Origin of the sequence: Novosphingobium album (ex Hu et al. 2023) (assembly GCF_022832385.1) — a bacterium.
GTDB classification, from domain to species: Bacteria; Pseudomonadota; Alphaproteobacteria; order Sphingomonadales; family Sphingomonadaceae; genus Novosphingobium; species Novosphingobium album.
This window is the reverse complement of the sequence record NZ_JALHLE010000033.1, coordinates 1-16,406: the sequence shown is the minus strand read 5'-3', so window position 1 is coordinate 16,406 and position 16,406 is coordinate 1. Positions and strand designations below refer to the sequence as shown.

16 protein-coding genes are annotated in these 16,406 nt (G+C 65.9%); 5 read left to right on the top strand and 11 right to left on the bottom strand.

Going from position 1 to position 16,406, the window contains the following annotated elements; genetic code table 11:
* Positions 1-129 precede the first annotated feature (129 nt).
* From trpS to secB, 3 genes are all read right to left on the bottom strand, one after another.
* Positions 130-1,149 (bottom strand): tryptophan--tRNA ligase, encoded by a 1,020-nt coding sequence (gene trpS, locus MTR64_RS17600; protein WP_243995872.1) that lies wholly within the window; start codon positions 1,147-1,149, stop codon positions 130-132.
* A gap of 194 nt (positions 1,150-1,343) precedes the next feature.
* Positions 1,344-2,924 carry a murein biosynthesis integral membrane protein MurJ gene (murJ, locus tag MTR64_RS17595; protein WP_243995812.1) on the bottom strand — a complete coding sequence of 527 codons (1,581 nt, stop codon included), beginning with the start codon at positions 2,922-2,924 and terminating at the stop codon, positions 1,344-1,346.
* 47 nt (positions 2,925-2,971) lie between these two features.
* On the bottom strand, positions 2,972-3,490 hold the full coding sequence (gene secB, locus MTR64_RS17590) for a protein-export chaperone SecB (protein WP_243995811.1): 519 nt from the start codon (positions 3,488-3,490) through the stop codon (positions 2,972-2,974).
* Between the two features lie 268 nt (positions 3,491-3,758).
* On the opposite strand from secB, the gene MTR64_RS17585 reads away from it, so the two are divergent.
* From MTR64_RS17585 to MTR64_RS17575, 3 genes are all read left to right on the top strand, one after another.
* The gene (locus MTR64_RS17585) at positions 3,759-4,448 is read left to right on the top strand and encodes a Tim44/TimA family putative adaptor protein (RefSeq protein WP_243995810.1); all 690 of its coding nucleotides are present in this window, start codon (positions 3,759-3,761) and stop codon (positions 4,446-4,448) included.
* A gap of 121 nt (positions 4,449-4,569) precedes the next feature.
* Entirely contained in the window at positions 4,570-5,706 is a 1,137-nt protein-coding gene (locus MTR64_RS17580) for a murein transglycosylase A (RefSeq protein WP_243995871.1), read from the top strand.
* Positions 5,703-6,281, top strand: a complete 579-nt coding sequence (locus MTR64_RS17575; protein ID WP_243995809.1) for a Smr/MutS family protein — start codon at positions 5,703-5,705, stop codon at positions 6,279-6,281. The genes MTR64_RS17580 and MTR64_RS17575 overlap by 4 nt, the downstream gene beginning before the upstream one ends.
* On the opposite strand, the gene MTR64_RS17570 is transcribed toward MTR64_RS17575, so the two are convergent.
* From MTR64_RS17570 to ahpC, 3 genes are all read right to left on the bottom strand, one after another.
* Positions 6,168-6,614, bottom strand: a complete 447-nt coding sequence (locus MTR64_RS17570; protein WP_243995808.1) for a hypothetical protein — start codon at positions 6,612-6,614, stop codon at positions 6,168-6,170. The genes MTR64_RS17575 and MTR64_RS17570 overlap by 114 nt on opposite strands.
* A 478-nt stretch (positions 6,615-7,092) precedes the next feature.
* Positions 7,093-8,682, bottom strand: coding sequence for an alkyl hydroperoxide reductase subunit F (ahpF, locus tag MTR64_RS17565; RefSeq protein WP_243995807.1), 1,590 nt, complete (start codon positions 8,680-8,682; stop codon positions 7,093-7,095).
* Positions 8,683-8,803: 121 nt separating this feature from the next.
* On the bottom strand, positions 8,804-9,370 hold the full coding sequence (gene ahpC / locus MTR64_RS17560; protein WP_243995806.1) for an alkyl hydroperoxide reductase subunit C: 567 nt from the start codon (positions 9,368-9,370) through the stop codon (positions 8,804-8,806).
* Positions 9,371-9,899: 529 nt separating this feature from the next.
* Between ahpC and MTR64_RS17555 the strand changes: the two genes are divergently transcribed.
* Positions 9,900-10,832 carry a homocysteine S-methyltransferase family protein gene (locus tag MTR64_RS17555; RefSeq protein ID WP_243995805.1) on the top strand — a complete coding sequence of 311 codons (933 nt, stop codon included), beginning with the start codon at positions 9,900-9,902 and terminating at the stop codon, positions 10,830-10,832.
* Between the two features lie 100 nt (positions 10,833-10,932).
* Here MTR64_RS17555 and MTR64_RS17550 read toward each other — a convergent pair whose 3' ends face one another.
* The 5 genes from MTR64_RS17550 to bioF are packed head-to-tail and all read right to left on the bottom strand — an operon-like array spanning position 10,933 to position 15,357.
* Positions 10,933-12,186, bottom strand: a complete 1,254-nt coding sequence (locus MTR64_RS17550; RefSeq protein ID WP_243995804.1) for an adenosylmethionine--8-amino-7-oxononanoate transaminase — start codon at positions 12,184-12,186, stop codon at positions 10,933-10,935.
* The gene (gene bioD / locus MTR64_RS17545; protein ID WP_243995803.1) at positions 12,183-12,818 is read right to left on the bottom strand and encodes a dethiobiotin synthase; all 636 of its coding nucleotides are present in this window, start codon (positions 12,816-12,818) and stop codon (positions 12,183-12,185) included. Before bioD ends, MTR64_RS17550 begins: the two co-directional genes overlap by 4 nt.
* A 6-nt stretch (positions 12,819-12,824) precedes the next feature.
* A complete protein-coding gene (locus tag MTR64_RS17540) occupies positions 12,825-13,580 on the bottom strand; it encodes a methyltransferase (RefSeq protein ID WP_243995802.1) in 756 nt (251 codons plus the stop codon).
* Positions 13,577-14,197, bottom strand: a complete 621-nt coding sequence (locus MTR64_RS17535) for an alpha/beta fold hydrolase (protein ID WP_243995801.1) — start codon at positions 14,195-14,197, stop codon at positions 13,577-13,579. Before MTR64_RS17535 ends, MTR64_RS17540 begins: the two co-directional genes overlap by 4 nt.
* A complete protein-coding gene (gene bioF / locus MTR64_RS17530; protein ID WP_243995800.1) occupies positions 14,194-15,357 on the bottom strand; it encodes an 8-amino-7-oxononanoate synthase in 1,164 nt (387 codons plus the stop codon). The genes MTR64_RS17535 and bioF overlap by 4 nt, the downstream gene beginning before the upstream one ends.
* 236 nt (positions 15,358-15,593) lie before the next feature.
* Here bioF and MTR64_RS17525 point away from each other — a divergent pair.
* On the top strand, positions 15,594-16,406 hold an 813-nt coding region (locus MTR64_RS17525), incomplete at its 3' end, for a GAF domain-containing protein (protein ID WP_243995799.1).

Below are 16,406 nucleotides of genomic sequence, written 5' to 3'. Positions count from 1 at the left end.
GCAGTACGCGGATCAAAAGCCGCTCACCCTGAGCTTGTCGAAGGGGGGGAAGCCAGCGCCGTGCCAGCGTCCTTCGACAGGCTCAGGACGAGCGGATCGGGGTTTTGGACCGGGCGTTTGGTGGGGCGTTCAGCCCCGCACCAGCCCCAGCGCGTCGTAGGTCTTTTCCAGCGTCGGGATCGCCAGCGCCCGTGCCTTTTCCGCGCCCTTGCGCAGGATTGCATCGAGGGCCTCGCGGTCCTGGCGCAGTTCGAGGAAGCGCGCGTTGATCGGCGCGAGCTGCTCGACCAGCAGCTCGCCCAGCGCAGGCTTGAACTTGCCGAAGCCTTCGCCGCCGAACTGTGCGAGCACGTCATCGATACTCATGCCCGCCATAACCGCGTAGATACCGACGAGGTTGGCGGCTTCGGGGCGGCCTTCCAGCCCGGCCTTGTCGCCCGGGAGCGGTTCGGGGTCGGTTCTGGCCTTCTTAATCTTCTGCATGATTGTGTCGGCATCGTCGGTCATGTTGATGCGACTCATGTCCGAGGGATCGGACTTGCTCATCTTCGACGAACCGTCACGCAGGCTCATGATGCGTGCCGCTTCGGGCGGGATAAAGGGATCGGGCAACGTGAACAGCGGCGCGTCCTCGGGGCAGAAGTCGTTGTTGAACTTCTGTGCGATGTCGCGCGCCAGCTCGAGGTGCTGCTTCTGGTCCTCGCCCACCGGCACGTGAGTGGCCTGATAGATCAGCACGTCGGCGGCCTGGAGCACCGGGTAGGTGAACAGCGCGACCGACTGGCCCTCGCGGTTCTTGCCGGCCTTGTCCTTCCACTGCGTCATGCGGTTCAGCCAGCCCATTCGGGCGGTGCCGTTGAGCAGCCATTGCATCTCGGAATGCTGGGGAACCTGCGCCTGATTGAACAGCACCGAGCGGTCCGGATCGACGCCGCAGGCGACCAGTGCGGCCACCATCTCGCGGGTGTTGGCGGCAAGATCTGCCGGGACGTGCGGCATCGAGATCGCGTGGAGGTCGGCAAGGAAGTACAGGCATTCACCGCCCGTGGCGGCGGCATCCTCCTGCATCGCCACCCAGTTGCGGATGGCACCGAGATAGTTGCCGAGGTGCAGGTTGCCGGTGGGCTGAATGCCCGAAACGATACGCATGGGTGCGTCCTTCATGAAACTTGGGAAAATATCACGGGAACCGACCGGTCAGAACGAACGGAAAAGGGGACAGGTCAGCGGGCGGCGCAGCGCCATCGCCAAGCCGCCCGGCCGGGACAACGGCCATGATTCCTGAGGGGCAAGAAAGCCTGCATGGGGCGGGCCCTTAGCATAAATCCGCGCGTTTGGAAGCCTTACGAGGCTTGCTTCGGACGGCGCCGCCGCAGCTGGGCCAGCAGATCCTTGTCGAGCGCGCCGGTCACATAGGCGACGCCGAAGAACACGAACAGCCCGGCACCGCACAGCGCCCCCAGTGACCAGATCTTCTCGATCACGTTGCCGCCGTAGCGGCTTGCCATGAGCGGCATCAGCGAAATCAGCACGGCACTCATTGCAGCCGTGGCGATCAACTGGCGCCCGATCCGTCCGCCGAGCTTGCCGGTGAAGTGAAACCACCCGCGGATCTGCAGGATCGTGTAGAGCGTCAGCACGTTCAGCGTCGAGGTGAACGCGGTTGCCGCCGCGAGCCCGACAATGCCGAAACGCGGCACGACCAGGATGTTCACGCCGATGTTCACGATGAGTGCCCCGGCCGAGACCCATACCGGGGTGCGCGTATCCTCGCGGCTGAAGAAGGCGGGCTGGAACACCTTGACCAGCACATAACTGGGCAGGCCGGCTACGAGCGCGATCACGATGTCCGCCATGATCGCGCCGTTTGCCTGCGTCATCTTGCCGCCGACGAAGAAGGCGGTGACGAAGGCAGGCGCGCAGATCGCGAGAGCAGCGGCAGCGGGGAGGGTGAGCAGTGTCGCCATCTCCACGGCGTTTGTCTGCAGGCGCTGCGCCTCGCGGGCATCGCCGGTCTGGATATGGCGCGCCAGCATCGGCAGGATCGCGGTGCCCAGGGCAATGCCGACAATGCCGAGCGGCATCTGGTTGAGCCGGTCCGCATACTTCAGCAGCGTCAACGAACCCTGCGCCAGCGAGGTGGCGAAGAAGGTGTCGACGAACTGGCTGATCTGGTAGACGCCCGCGCCGAAGGTGGCCGGCAGGATCAGCATGGCGAGCCGCTTCACCTCGGGTGTGAAATGCGGGGCAGTGATCTTCAACCGTACCCCCGCCTTGCGCGTTGCCCATGCCATGTAAAGGAGCTGGGTGAGGCCCGCAGCGGCCACCGCGATGGCCTGGACCCAGGCCACGGTCACATCGGTGCCACCTGCTTCGCGCATGAAGTAGCCGGTCACGATACCGGTAATCAGCACCACATTGAGCAGCACTGGCACAAAGGCGCCGGGCGCGAATTTTGAATGGGCGTTGAGCAGGCCCGAGAGCATCGCGACGAGGCTGACGAGCCCCAGATAGGGGAAAGTGATGCGGGAGAGCGTGACCGCCAGTTCGAACTTGCCGGGAACCGACTGGTATTCGCTTGCGAGCAGCCAGACGATGCCGGGCATCACCAGCATGGCCAGCGCTGAAAACCCCAGAAGGACCCAGATGAAGACAGCGAGCACGTCGCTGGCGAACTTGTCGGCGGCGTTCTCGCCACCTTCGCCCGCCAGCGTGCGCGTGTACATCGGCACGAAGGCCACCGAGAATGCGCCTTCGGCAAACAGCCGCCGGAAGGTGTTGGGCAGCACGAAGGCGAGCTGGAATGCATCCGCCGCCATCCCCGCACCGAGCACACGCGCGACAAGCATGTCGCGCACGAAACCGAACACGCGGCTGAGCGCGGTCAGCCCGCCGATCGTGCCGACGTTGCGAACCAGGCTCATCGCTGAAGGCCCTTCATGGCCGGTGTGGCTTTGGTGTCAGCGGGCGGTCAGGCGTTGCCGGCCGGTTCGCCCTGCGCGGCATCAGCCTGTTGCTGGGCCTGAGCCTGAAGCTGCTGAACGTAAAGGCCGTTGAAGTCGATCGGCTCGAGCATCAGCGGGGAGAAACCTGCATCGCGCACGGCGTCGGCAATGACCCGGCGAGCAAACGGGAACAGGATGCGCGGCGCTTCGGCGAACAGGAACGCGTGGCTCTGGCTTTCATCGAGATTGCGCATGCCTACCAGCGCGCAATAGCTCAGGTCGACGACGAATGCGGTGCCCGATTCGGACTTCGACGAACAGGTGATCTTCAGCTCCACCTCGTGCATCTCAGCGTCGATCGCGCGTGCGCCGATGTTGAATTGCACGTCGATCTGCGGCTGGTCCTGCCAGGAAAAGCTCTGCGGCGCGTTCGGGTTTTCGACCGAGAGGTCCTTGACGTACTGGGTGACGATGCCGGCGGCCGGGCCGGTGTCGGCGCCATTGCCCAGGTTGAGATCGGAGATGACGTTGCCTTCGTCGGCCATTGGTATGCTTTCCCGCAAAGAATTCTGTGTCAGCGGGCGCGCCTAGAACATTTTGCGGCCGCGTGGAACACCCACCGGGGGAAAATATGAGTCAGAGGGGCTCTCTTCGCGGGGCACGGGGGCAAGGTATTGCCAAAAAATGCCCTGATCTGCCCGCTCACGCGTTGTTCATTTGTAAACTGTACCTATCTCAGGCTATGCTGAAACGCTGCAGCACGACTCTTCATCCGAGTGCCTGTGCATGCAGACGAAAGGGATAAAAAGGGACGTGACACCGGAAATAGTGATCCTGGCCATGATTGCAGCATTCCTTGGGCTGCGGCTTTACTCCGTGCTGGGACGTCGTGCCGAGCATGAGGAAGAGCCTATCCCGGGACGCTTCGAAGGCCGTCAGGACCGTCCCGGAAGTGCGCGTGTTCCCGCCCAGCCCAAGGCTGATACCAAGGCCGAAGACCGCGCTCGCGCTGAACAGGCTTCGCGTCCGCGTGAAATGCCGCTGGCCCCGCCGAGTGCCGAGCGCGGGCTGGCCGAAATTGCCAATGCCGACCGACGCTTCGACGCTTTTGCCTTCATTGAAGGGGCGCGTGGCGCCTATCGCATGATTCTCGAAGCCTTCTGGAAGGGCGACAAGTCCGAACTGCGCCACTTGTGCGACGATGACGTTTATACGAGCTTCGCCGGTGCGATTGACGCACGCAACGAAGCGGGTGAGACGCTGGACAACCGGCTGGTGCGGATCGAGGAATGCTCGGTGGTGTCCGCTGGTGTCGATGGCGGTTTCGCCCGGATCACCCTGCGCTTTCGTGCTGACATTGCCGCCGTCACCCGCAACGCCGAAGGCGAAGTGGTTGCCGGTTCGCTCGACGACGCGGTCGAGGCGGTCGATGTCTGGACCTTCGCCCGCGCGCTCAATTCGCCCGATCCTGACTGGCTGCTCGACGAGACCGACCAGGGCTGAGCCCTGTCCGGCGCCGGGCGTGCCGCTCCACAGGAGAGGGAATTTGCGGGGAGGGCGCGTGCTGGCAGTGCAGAGCACGGGCAGGCTGATTCGCCAGCTTGGTGCGCTCTCGTTTGTGACCATGCTGGCATCTTGCGCAAGTGTCATTCCCCATGCGCCGCAGCCGGGTTTGCCGCCAGCGGAGACCGCCGTCGCGCTCGGTGTTCGGGCCGGTCCATCAGTTTCCGACCTGTCGCTGACCGAACCCGACGCGCGGGCAGCGCTCGCATCGTTTCGCGAGAGCTGTCCGCGCCTGATGTCGCGCGACGACGGCAGCGATCTCACCAGGCCCGACGACTGGCGGCAGGCCTGCACGGCCGCAGCCAACTGGGGCGCGGGCTCTGCGGTCCTGTTCTTCCTCAGCTATTTCGAAACGGCGCGGGTTGGTGACGGCAAGGCCTTTGCCACCGGTTACTACGAACCGGAAATTGCCGGTTCGCGCAAGCGGCTGGCCGGGTTCGACGTGCCGGTCTATGCTCTGCCGCCGGATCTCGTGCGGGCCAGGCCTGGCGATGCCGAGCCGCTGAGCAACGGCAAGATGCCGCTCGGCCGGTACGGGACAGGAGGCACGTTCACTTCCTATTACGACCGCGCCGCGATCGAGCAGGGCGCGTTAATGGGGCGCGGACTGGAGATCGCGTGGGCTGCCGATCCGGTCGAGATGTTCTTCCTGCAGGTGCAGGGCTCGGGCCGTCTGCGCGCGCCGGACGGCACGGTCATGCGGATCGGCTATGCCGGGCAGAACGGACTGCCCTATACCGGCATCGGCGGGATCATGCGCCAGCGCGGGCTGATCGGTAACGGGCCGGGGCAGTATTCCGGCTCAATGCAGGGCATCATGCAGTACATCCGCGAGCGTCCAGCCGACGGACGCGCACTGATGGATGAGAACAAGTCCTATGTATTCTTCCGGGAACTGACAGGAGACGGGCCGTTGGGGGCACTGAACGTGCCGGTTCGGCCTCACAGTTCCTTGGCTTCCGACCCGCACTTTGTTCCGCTTGGCGCACCGGTCTGGCTCGATCTCGACCGGCGCGAGGCCAGCGGGTTGTGGATTGCGCAGGACACGGGCGGCGCCATCAAGGGCCCGAACCGTTTCGACACCTTCTGGGGTGCGGGCGATGCAGCGCGCACGACGGCGGGCGGCATGAGTGCGCACGGCCAGGCCCTGTTGCTGCTGCCCAAGGGAACACTGGCGCGGCTGGGCGTGGCGCAATGAGGAGGCCGGGCCGGAGGCTGTCGAAAGAGGAAGCGGAAATGTGGGCGCAAGTCGCACGTACCGTTTCCCCTCTTCATCCGCACAGGCCCGACGCACCGGTGCCGCCGAAACTTACGGCGGGACAGCCGGCGGGCAAGGTGGTTTCGCCCGCGCCGAAGAAGATCAAGGGGCGGGTACCACCGCCGCTTGTTCCCTCGGCGCCTCCACTCAGGGCCAGGGGCGAGGCACAACTCCACCTCGACGGATCGTGGGAAAAGCGGATCGCAAAGGGGGCGCTGGTGCCAGACTTCAGTCTCGACCTGCACGGTTCGAACCTTGAACAGGCCTATAGCCGCTTGATGCACGGACTCACGCAGGCCAAGGCACTGGGTGCCCGGGTCGTGCTGGTGGTGACCGGAAAGCCCCGCGCTGGCGATGCCATGGACCGCAGCGAGCGGCGCGGCGCGATCCGCGCCAAGATTTCAGACTGGCTCGCTGCCAGCGAGCACGCCCCGGACATCGTGGCCGTCAGGGGCGCGCATCGGCGCCATGGGGGGCAGGGCGCCCTCTATCTCGTTCTGCGCAGAAGGCGCTAGAACGGCCTTCCCGGGCGGGCGATAGCTGGTCAGCACGGGGAACAGGCGGAAGCAGGTGAGCAGGACAAACGGCCAGAACCAGGTTGCGGCCATGTCGCGCAAGGTGTCGTGCCAGGCCCATGACCCGTGCGTGATCCGGTCGACCATTTCGTTGGCCAGTTCCAGCACGACCACCGGGACCAGCGTCCAGACCGAGTGGAGCGGCCGGCGCAGGGCCAGTCCGGCAAAGAGCCAGATCAGCAGGCCTGCGTAAGTATGCGCGAACTTGTCGGGCTGGGGGCACAGCCCGACGATCCAGTTGATCGCCTGTTCGTACCGCAGGAAGAAGTTCATGGCCGCCGTATGCCGGAGAGCAGCAAGAGTGTCGAGCGCATCGGGACAGGACGCATCGCGTGCTCGCCGGACCGATGCACCGGGCAGGTGCGCATTGCGCCGACCTTGTCGGTTATCCGAAACGGGTGCTTAGATCTGAAGCAACATCACGGTTTCTTGCAAGTGCGAAAGTCATTTTTCCTGATGTACGCAGGGATTGGCAAATCCATATGCCTTTTTCTTCACAATAGTTGCGAAGATCGAAAAAATTGTCTTCCTTATAGGCGAAGCGATGAAATTCAGATATATTATTACTCATGATGAGTTATATATATCAAATATCTCAAATTTTCAACCCAGAGCGGAATATGACTTTTTCCGGCTCTCGGTAATGATGCTACCGCGGCGGGAAGATCTCTTGATCTCTGCTATTTCCTGACGGCGGGCGGGAACCTTCCGGCCCCGCCCGCCTCGGATTTCAGCGACCGAAAGTCGGCGATCAGCCGAATTCGGTGACTTCGGCCGGGGCTTCGTTGCGGATCAGATAGTCGAAGGCCGACAGCGCGGCCTTGGCGCCTTCGCCCATCGAGATGATGATCTGCTTGTAGGGCACCGTGGTGGCATCGCCCGCGGCGAACACGCCGGGCAGGTTGGTCGCACCCTTGGCATCGATCACGATCTCGCCGCGCGGGCTAAGTTCCACGCCGCTGTCCTTGAGCCACTCGGTGTTGGGCACCAGACCGATCTGGACGAACACGCCTTCCAGCTCGACGTGCTTTTCCTCGCCGCTCTCGCGGTCTTTGTAGGACAGGCCGTTGACCTTCTCACCGTCGCCGGTGACTTCGGTGGTCTGGGCCGAGACGATGATATCGACGTTCGCGAACGAGCGCAGCTTGTCCTGCAGCACCTGGTCGGCGCGCAGCTGGCTGTCGAACTCGATCAGCGTGACGTGGCCGACGATCAGCGCAAGGTCGATCGCGGCCTCGACGCCCGAGTTGCCGCCGCCGATCACCGCCACGCGCTTGCCCTTGAACAGCGGGCCGTCGCAGTGCGGGCAGTAGGCCACACCCTTGGTCTGGTACTCGGCTTCGCCGGGCACGCCCAAGTTGCGCCAGCGCGCGCCGGTGGACAGGACGAGGCTGCGGGCCTTGAGCGAGGCGCCGTTCTCGAACACCACCTCGTGATAGCCGCCGAGCTGAGCGGCCGGGATCAGCTTTTCAGCGCGCAGCAGGTTCATCACGTCGATGTCGTACTCGCCGACGTGGGTTTCCAGCGCGGCGGCCAGCTTGGGGCCTTCGGTATAGGGGACCGAGATGAAGTTCTCGATGCCCATGGTGTCCTGCACCTGCCCGCCGAAGCGTTCAGCCGCAATGCCGGTGGAGAAGCCCTTTCGCGCGGTGTAGATCGCGGCCGAGGCACCGGCGGGGCCGCCGCCGATCACCAGCACTTCGAACGGCTTCTTTTCGGCCAGCTTCGCGGCGGCCTTGGCGGCGGCGCCGGTGTCGAGCTTGGCGAGGATCTCTTCGAGGCTGATCTTGCCCGAAGCCCACATTTCGCCGTTGAGGAAAGTGGCGGGCACGGCCATGACGCCGCGTTCTTCGACTTCGGCCTGATAAGTGCCGCCTTCGATCAGCGTGACCTTTGCCTTCGGGTTCTTCAGAGCGATCAGCGTCAGCGCCTGCACCACATCGGGGCAGTTGTGGCACGAGAGCGAGAAGAACATTTCGAAGGTCATCTCTCCGTCGAGCGCGGCGATCTGCTCCAGCGCCTCGTCGGAGACCTTGGGCGGGTGGCCGCCGGCCCACAGCAGGGCGAGCACCAGCGAGGTGAATTCGTGGCCCAGAGGCACGCCGGCAAAGCGCACTTCGGCTTCGGGCCGGGCCTTCGCGGCGATCGTGAAAGAGGGCTTGCGTGCGGCGTCGCCGTCGAACCGGGCGCTCACCTTGTCCGAAAGACCGGTGATCGTTTCCAGCAGTTCGCGGGTCTGCGCCGACTTTGCATCATCGCCAAGCGAGGCGACGAGCTCGATCGGCTCGCGCAGCATGCCGAGGTATTGCGAGAGCTGTTGCTTCAGAGTGGCGTCGAGCATGGGAGAGGGTCCTTGAAAATGTGCGTGTGATGAAAGGGGGCGGCCCGGGGCGCGGCTCCAGGGGAGGGAGGCCCCGGGCCGCGCACCTTCGCGCGCGACCCGTGGGTGCCGCTGCGCGGTCTTAGAGCTTGCCGACGAGGTCGAGCGAGGGAGCCAGCGTCTCGGCGCCTTCTTCCCACTTGGCCGGGCAGACCTGGCCGGGGTGCTCGCGCCAGTACTTGGCAGCCTTGATCTTGCGGACGAGTTCGGCAGCGTTGCGGCCCACGCCCTCGGGGGTGATTTCCATGACCTGGATCACGCCGTCCGGATCGACGACGAAGGTGGCACGGTCAGCAAGGCCGACGCCGTCACGCAGCACGCCGAAGTTGTTCGACAGGTCGTGGTTCTGGTCGCCGAGGAACGCATAGGTGCACTTGGCGATCTTTTCCGAGGTGTCGTGCCAGGCCTTGTGGCAGAAATGGGTGTCGGTCGACACGCCGAACACTTCCACGCCCATGCCCTGCAGGGTGGCGTACTGATCGGCGAGGTCTTCGAGCTCGGTCGGGCAGACGAAAGTGAAGTCGGCCGGGTAGAAGAAGAAGACGGCCCACTTGCCGGCGATGTCGGCTTCGGTGACGTCGTAGAAATCCTTGCCCGCCTGGAACGCGGTGTTCTTGAACGGCTTGATGCTGCTGCCGATGATACCCATTGTCGTATGCTCCCTCGATTGGGTGTTGAACTGACGGGAGTGGAGATAGGCGCGCTGCGTGACGATTTGTAGCGCGATGAATCGATTGGCTTGATCGAATAACTCGATCAGTTGGCGATCGATTGTGCGATTTCATCGATAAGATGCGATTCACTCGCGGTAGCGGCGCCGTCCCCGGCTGCAAGGTGACGCTTCGGTTGACACGGTTGACACGGTCCAGAGGGAAAAAGCGTCACCTTATGGGCGAAAGTGTCACTTTACCCGCCGCGATCGCGTCCGTTGGTTACGGCGCGCCCGTGGAGGCGGCGGAATGCACAGTTCAAGGAGCGATGGCTGAGAGCAGGAGCCAATGTGACAGGCCGGGCGCGTGTAGGAAAGCGGTGCGGCGTGTTCGGCCGATCGCGGCCGTAGCGCTGGCCCACCCCGCAGCGGCTAGCATCGCCTGTGGGTCGTTAGCGGAGGCTCCACGCAGAGTGGATAAGTTGCCCAATCAGTTGTAGCCTCGCCATCCTCGCTAAAGGAAACCACGATGGCTGCTGCGATGCTTCCTCAGCTTGACCGCCCCTTCCTTACGGACGCCGGTCTTGAAACCGACATCCTCTTTAACAGGGGGATCGACCTGCCCCACTTCGCTTCAATAACGCTACTTCAAACCGATGAGGGGCGACAGGCGCTTGAAGATTACTTCTCTGGTTTCATGGAGCTTGCTCGGCGAATGGACACCGGGCTTATCCTTGAAAGTGCAACGTGGCGAGCAAGCCCCGATTGGGCGGAGCCGCTCGGATTGTCACCAGAGGAACTCGATGCGCTCAACCGCGAGGCCATCTCTCTGCTCATCTGTTTACGAGAGAATGCCTCCGCAGCGTACCCGATCATCATCAGCGGGTGCATCGGTCCGCGCGGTGATGGTTACGATCCTGGCCGCATCATGAAGCCCGAAGAGGCGGAAGCCTATCATTTTCATCAAGCAAGGGTTCTGGTTGATGCCGGAGCGGACATGCTGTCAGCCATAACCATGACCAACGTCCCCGAAGCGATTGGCTTGGCCCGCACCGCTCGGAAGTTAGGTGCGTCAGTGGCTATTAGCTTCACAGTCGAGACTGACGGGCGCCTCCCGACGGGCGATGAGCTTCGGGATGCCATCGCTGCGGTCGACGAGTCTACCGAGGCATACCCCGCATACTACATGATCAACTGCGCCCACCCGACGCATTTTGCCTCCTCGCTTGACGAAGGCGCTGCTTGGACCGCGCGGGTTCGGGGGGTCCGCGCGAACGCTTCGCGGTGCAGCCACGCTGAACTTGATGCAATGACTGAACTGGACAAGGGTGATCCGGTCGAACTCGCAGAGCTACATCGACAGCTACAGGAGGCCTTTCCTCAAATCAAAATCCTTGGCGGTTGCTGCGGGACCGATCTGAGGCATGTAACAGCCATCGCAGAGTCATGCTTGTCGTATTGAGCAGTCGTTCGGGCCGTTATTTCGGGTCCCACCGAGAGTTTGCAAGCGGGTCAGAGCCATGGGCCGGCAAGGGCGTGTAGCCGCCGCATCCGCCGTCCCCTCAAAACGAAATCACCGCTTCGCCAATCGCGTTCCACACATCACCCAGTTGCTCGTCCGTGATGCAGTAGGGCGGCATCACATAGACCGTGTTCCCCAGTGGGCGCAGCAGCACGCCGCGTTCGCGGAAGAATGCCATCAGGCGCGGGGCGAGGGTGTCGAGGTAGCCGCCTTCGCCGCTGGTCTTGAGGTCCAGCGCGGCGATCGTACCCAGCGTGCGTGCATTGTCGAAGTGGCAGAACTGGCCGAGCTTCTCCAGCCATGCGGCTTGCTTGCCTGCCAATGCGGCCACGCGGTCCCGCACCGGTTCCTCGCGCCAGATCGCGAGGTTGGCGTTGGCCGCAGCGCAGGCGATCGGGTTGGCGGTGTAGCTGGAGGAGTGGAAGAACATCTTCGCGCGGTCGGTGGACCAGTGCGCCTCGAAAATGGGCTCGCTCGCCATGGTGACCGCGAGCGGCACCGCGCCGCCGGTCAGGCCCTTTGAGAGGCACAGCACGTCGGGCGTGACGCCCGCCTGTTCGCAGGCGAGCAGGGTGCCGGTGCGGCCCCAGCCGGTCATCACTTCGTCGGCCAGGAACAGCACGCCGTGCCGTGCGCAGATCGCGTGCATGGCGGCCAGCGTTTCGGGGGCATAGACCAGCATCCCGCCCGCGCCGAGCACCAGCGGCTCGACGATCAGCGCGGCGGTGCCGGGCGCCCCGCAGAAGGCCTCCAGCGCGTCGAGCGTGTCCTGTTCCGCACCTGCCGCCGGGAAGGGAATGCGCGCCACGTCGAACAGCAGCGGTTCGTAGGGCTGGTTGAACACACCGCGCGCGCCCACCGACATCGCGCCGATGGTGTCGCCGTGATAGCTGTGCTCCATCACCACGATGCGGTGGCGGGTTTCTCCACGCGCGTGCCAGTAGCCGAGCGCCATCTTCAGCGCGACTTCGACGGCAGTGGAGCCGGAATCGGAGAAGAACACCCGCGTCAGGCTCTCCGGCATGATCGCGCGCAGGCCGGCCGCGACGTCCTCGGCCGGCTGGTGGGTCCAGCCCGCGAAGATCATCTGGTCGAGCTTCTGCGCCTGATCGGCAATCGCGGCCATGATCCGGGGGTGGCAGTGCCCGTGCGTCGTCACCCACCACGACGAGATCGCATCGATCACCGCCTGCCCGTCCGCCATGTGCAGCAGGGCGCCCCCGGCGCGCTCGACCAGCGGGACCGGCTCGCCGAGCCCGTGCTGGGTGAAGGGGTGCCAGACGGATGAGGTCATGCGGTGAAGTCCTCCAGATGGAAATTCGCGGCAAAGGCGCTGCGCAGCGCTTCCGGCGTCAGGGGATCGATCAGCGGCAGGCGGCCAAGGCGCTTCACCTGCCCCATGGCGCAGATCGTCGCTTCGCTGTCCTCCACCGGATCGCCGATGAAGGCCACGCCGAGCAGCGGCACGCCGCGCGCGCGCAGCGCCTCGATCGAGAGCAGCGTGTGGTTGATGGTGCCGAGGCTGGTGCGTGCGGCCAGCACCACCGGCTCGCCCCAGCGGGCGAACTGGTCGGCATAAGTCTCGCTGCGGCTGATCGGGACCAGCACGCCGCCTGCGCCTTCGACCACGAGCGGGCCGTCCACTTGGGGCAGGGCAAGGCGGGCCGGGTCGATCACAACGCCGTCGATCTCGGCGGCGAGGTGGGGGGAACAGGGCGTTTCGAGGCAGTAGGCTTCGGGCAGCACCCGTTCGCGCGGCAGGCCCGAGAGGCGGGCGGCGCGGTCCGCATCGGTGCCGTCCTCCTCGATTCCGGCCTGCACCGGCTTCCAGTACCAGCCGCCCAGCGCGCCCGCGAGCGCGGCGGCGAAGACGGTCTTGCCGATGCCGGTATCGGTGCCGGTAACGATGATCGTGGGACCTTGCATGGCGCGTCACCTAGCGCGGTGGAGGTGACAGGTCACGACCTCGTATGTGACTTTGCAGCCGCCGCGTTCGAAAGTGGCCATGACATTGCGCAGTTCCCGTGGCGACAGCGGCCTGTGTCCCGGCTGTGCCGTGCCCGCGCCGATCGCCTTGACCGCGAGCAGGAAGGCGCGCGCGCTTTCGTGATGCTCGATGCGGTTTTCGACGGTGAGGCTTTCCGGACCGAGCGTGGCAAAGGCCTCGACCGGGGCGAAGGCGGGTGTGCCGGGTTCCAGTCCCAGCGCCTCGTGCGCGGCGCGCCATTCGGCGAAACTGCCGGGGCCGAGCGTGGTGACCACGCAATGCCCGCCGGGCGCGAGCCACCCGGCCATGCGGGCGAGGGCCGCAGGAGCGTTCTCAAACCACTGCAGCGCGAGGCTGGAGCAGATGAGGTCGAACGGGCCGCCTTCGGGCGTGCCATGCTCGCCGTCGAGCACGGCGAAGCGGTGGCGCGGCGTGCCGCCCAGCCGCGCGCGGCAGCGGTCGAGCATGTCCGGGGCGAGGTCGGTCACCAGCCATTCGCCGCCCACGCCCGCTTCGCCGAGCGCCTGCGTCAGGAAGCCGGTGCCGCAGCCGATCTCCAGCACGTGGGGGTTCTCGGGCAGGTCGAGCGTGGCGATCCGTTCGGCCAACGCCCGCGCGGCATCGCGCTGGACGCGGGCGTTGCGGTCATAGTCCTGCGCCCCGGCGAAGGCCCGGGCGATCCGTTCGCGCTGACCATTCATACGAGTGCGGCCATGGCCCCGCGCACGGCTTGCGCGCAAAGCCCGGGGTTTTCGAGCGGGAGGAGGTGGCCTGCCGTCTGGTGATCGAGCCGGTGCACATCGCAGCCTGTAAAGGTGGCCGCGCGCATATCCGCTGGCAGCAGGGGATCGCGTCCGCCTTGCAGCACGACCACCGGCACGCGCGGCAGCGGCGGGCGGGCGTCGCGCAGGCGCAGCAGGTCGGCCTGCAGGGGGACGGGGTCGATCTCGCCAAAGGATTCCTCGGCCCCGCAGGTCCTGCGGAATTCCGCCAGCACCGCACGCGGGTCCGCCTCGAAGCGGCGCAGCATCCGGTCGACCACCCGGACTGCCGCACCGGGCTTGCCGGGCAGCGCGGTGAAGCGCTCGAAGCCGTTGATCGCCACCAGTCCCGCGAGACCCGGCGGCGGATCGGCGAGCACGCGCATGGTGCCGAAACTGTGCGTCACGGCGAGGCAGGGGCCGCCGATTTCGGGAGTGAGCGTCGCGCCGAAATAGCCACGGTCGTCGGCCACATATTCCCAATCCGGCAGCAGGGCGGTGAGCGAGTCCCAGAAACGCCGGTCGAAGCCCCAGCCATGCGCGAAGAGCAGCTTCACAGCGCCTCCCCAATCGCGCCGAGCAGCGCGTCGATGTCGCCTTCGCTATGGCTTGCGCGCAGGGCGATGCGCAACCGGCTGGTGCCCGGCGGGACTGTCGGCGGGCGGATCGCCGAGGCGAGGAATCCGGCCTCTTCCAGCCGTGCGGAAAGCGCCATGGCATCGGCTTCGGCGCCGATCATGGCAGGGACGATCTGGGTGGAGGAATCGCCATGGTCCAGCCCCAGCGCGGCAAGGCCCTTGCGCAGGCGGTCGCCCAGCGCGGCCAGATGCGCGCGTTCGGCGTCCATGCCGGGCACGAGGTCGAGCGCGACGTCGATCGCGCCCAGCACGCCCGGCGGCGGCGCGGTGGTGAAGACGAAGCCGCTGGCGGCATTGACGAGATAGTCGATCAGCACCTGCGACCCGGCGATATAGGCGCCAAAGCCGCCCAGCGCCTTGCTGAAGGTGCCCATGATGAGGTCGATCCGGCCTGGCACCGTGGCGCTCAGCCCCCGGCCTTCGGGCCCGAGCACGCCGGTGGCGTGCGCTTCATCGACAAACAGCGCGGCGTCATGGGTCTCGGCCAGCGCGGCAAGGCGGGCCATGTCGGCGCGGTCGCCGTCCATCGAGAAGACGCTCTCGGTCAGGATCAGGCGCGCCGGGGCGTCCCTGCCCTTCTCCGCCAGCAGCGTTTCGAGGTGATCGAGATCGTTGTGGCGGAAGCGGTGCTGGCGCACGCCTGCCATGGTGATCCCGGCGTGCATGCTGGCGTGGATCAGCCGGTCGGTGAACACCGCCGCGCCCGGCATCGCGGCGAGCAGCGCAGGGATCACCGCGGCATTGGCCTGCCAGCCGCTGGCAAAGATCAAAGCCGCCTCGGTGCCCTTGAACGCGGCGATCTTTGCTTCGAGCGCCAGATGCGCCTCGCTGGTGCCGGTCACCAGCCGCGAGGCGCCCGAGCCGGTGCCTTGCGCGGCGGTCCATGCGCAGGCGCGCTCGATCAGCAGCGGATGGCGCGCGAGGCCGAGGTAGTCGTTGCTGGAAAAGTCGATGAGTTCGCGCCCCTCGCGCAGCACCCGCCCGCCCGGCGCGAGGGTGCTGGCGCGCAGGGTCCGCCGCTGCCCGGCGCCGTCTATCCGGGCCAGTGCGGCGGCAAGGGGGGAATCGAGCCTGCTCATTGCCGCTGCCGGTATGGCATGGCAGGCCCGGGCACAATGGTTGATCGGCTTTGCCTGGTCGCTTCGCGGTGCAGCCTGTGCTAAGGAGCGCCCACGCAATTGTCTCAGTTTCGGGACACCGGCCCACGCGCTAATGCAAGCCTCGCTTGTGCCGTGTCAAGGCGGCGGCATGGTCGGGTTCATAAGAAAACGGGGTCTGGCGCATTTGCGATAGCCGGGCGGTGAGGAGATGGACGATGACGGACAAACGGTCCAGTCACAGCGACAGGGTTCTCGATACGGTGCAGTCCGGCAATGCGGCGGCCGTGTCGTCGGTGGCGGCATCGTGGTGCCGCTCGGCGCTGCGCCATGGCCTCGATCCCTCGGGCGCGCAGCGCAACGAACGGCTGAGCGAAGGCGAGATCGCCGCGCTGCGCAATGCCAATGGCGAACTGCTCGCGGCTGCTGCCCCCGCGCTCGACAGCTTGTTCGGTTCGGTGGGCCGCACTGGCGCTTGCGTAATCCTCTCCGATGTCGACGGCGTGGTGCTCGAAGCGCGCTCGCCCGCCGCTGACTCCGGGCTCTACGATGCTGTCGGGCTGGCGCGCGGCGCGGTCTGGAGCGAGGCGGCCGAAGGCACCAACGGCATCGGCACCTGCCTTGTCGAGCAGCGCCCGGTGGCGATCCTGCGCGGCGAGCACTTCGCCAGCCGCAACATCGGCGTCTCCTGCCTGGACGCGCCGGTCTTCGATCCTGACGGGCGGCTTGTCGCCGCGCTCGATGTATCCAGCGCGCGGCCAGAACATGGCGATGCCATGGCGGCGATGATTGCCGCGCTGGTGCAGGACGCGGCGCGGGCGATCGAGCGCGACTACTTCTGCCGCCGCTTCGCGCAGGCGCGGATCGTGCTGGCGGGTGATGCGCACGGTGGTGGCCCCTCGCTGCTGGCGGTCGACCGCGACGATCTCGTTATCGGCGCGACCCGTACGGCCCGGCGACAGCTCGGCCTCGGCGCCGAGGCCGCACTCACCCCGCGCCCGCTGGCCGATGTGCTGGGGCAGGACTGCGCT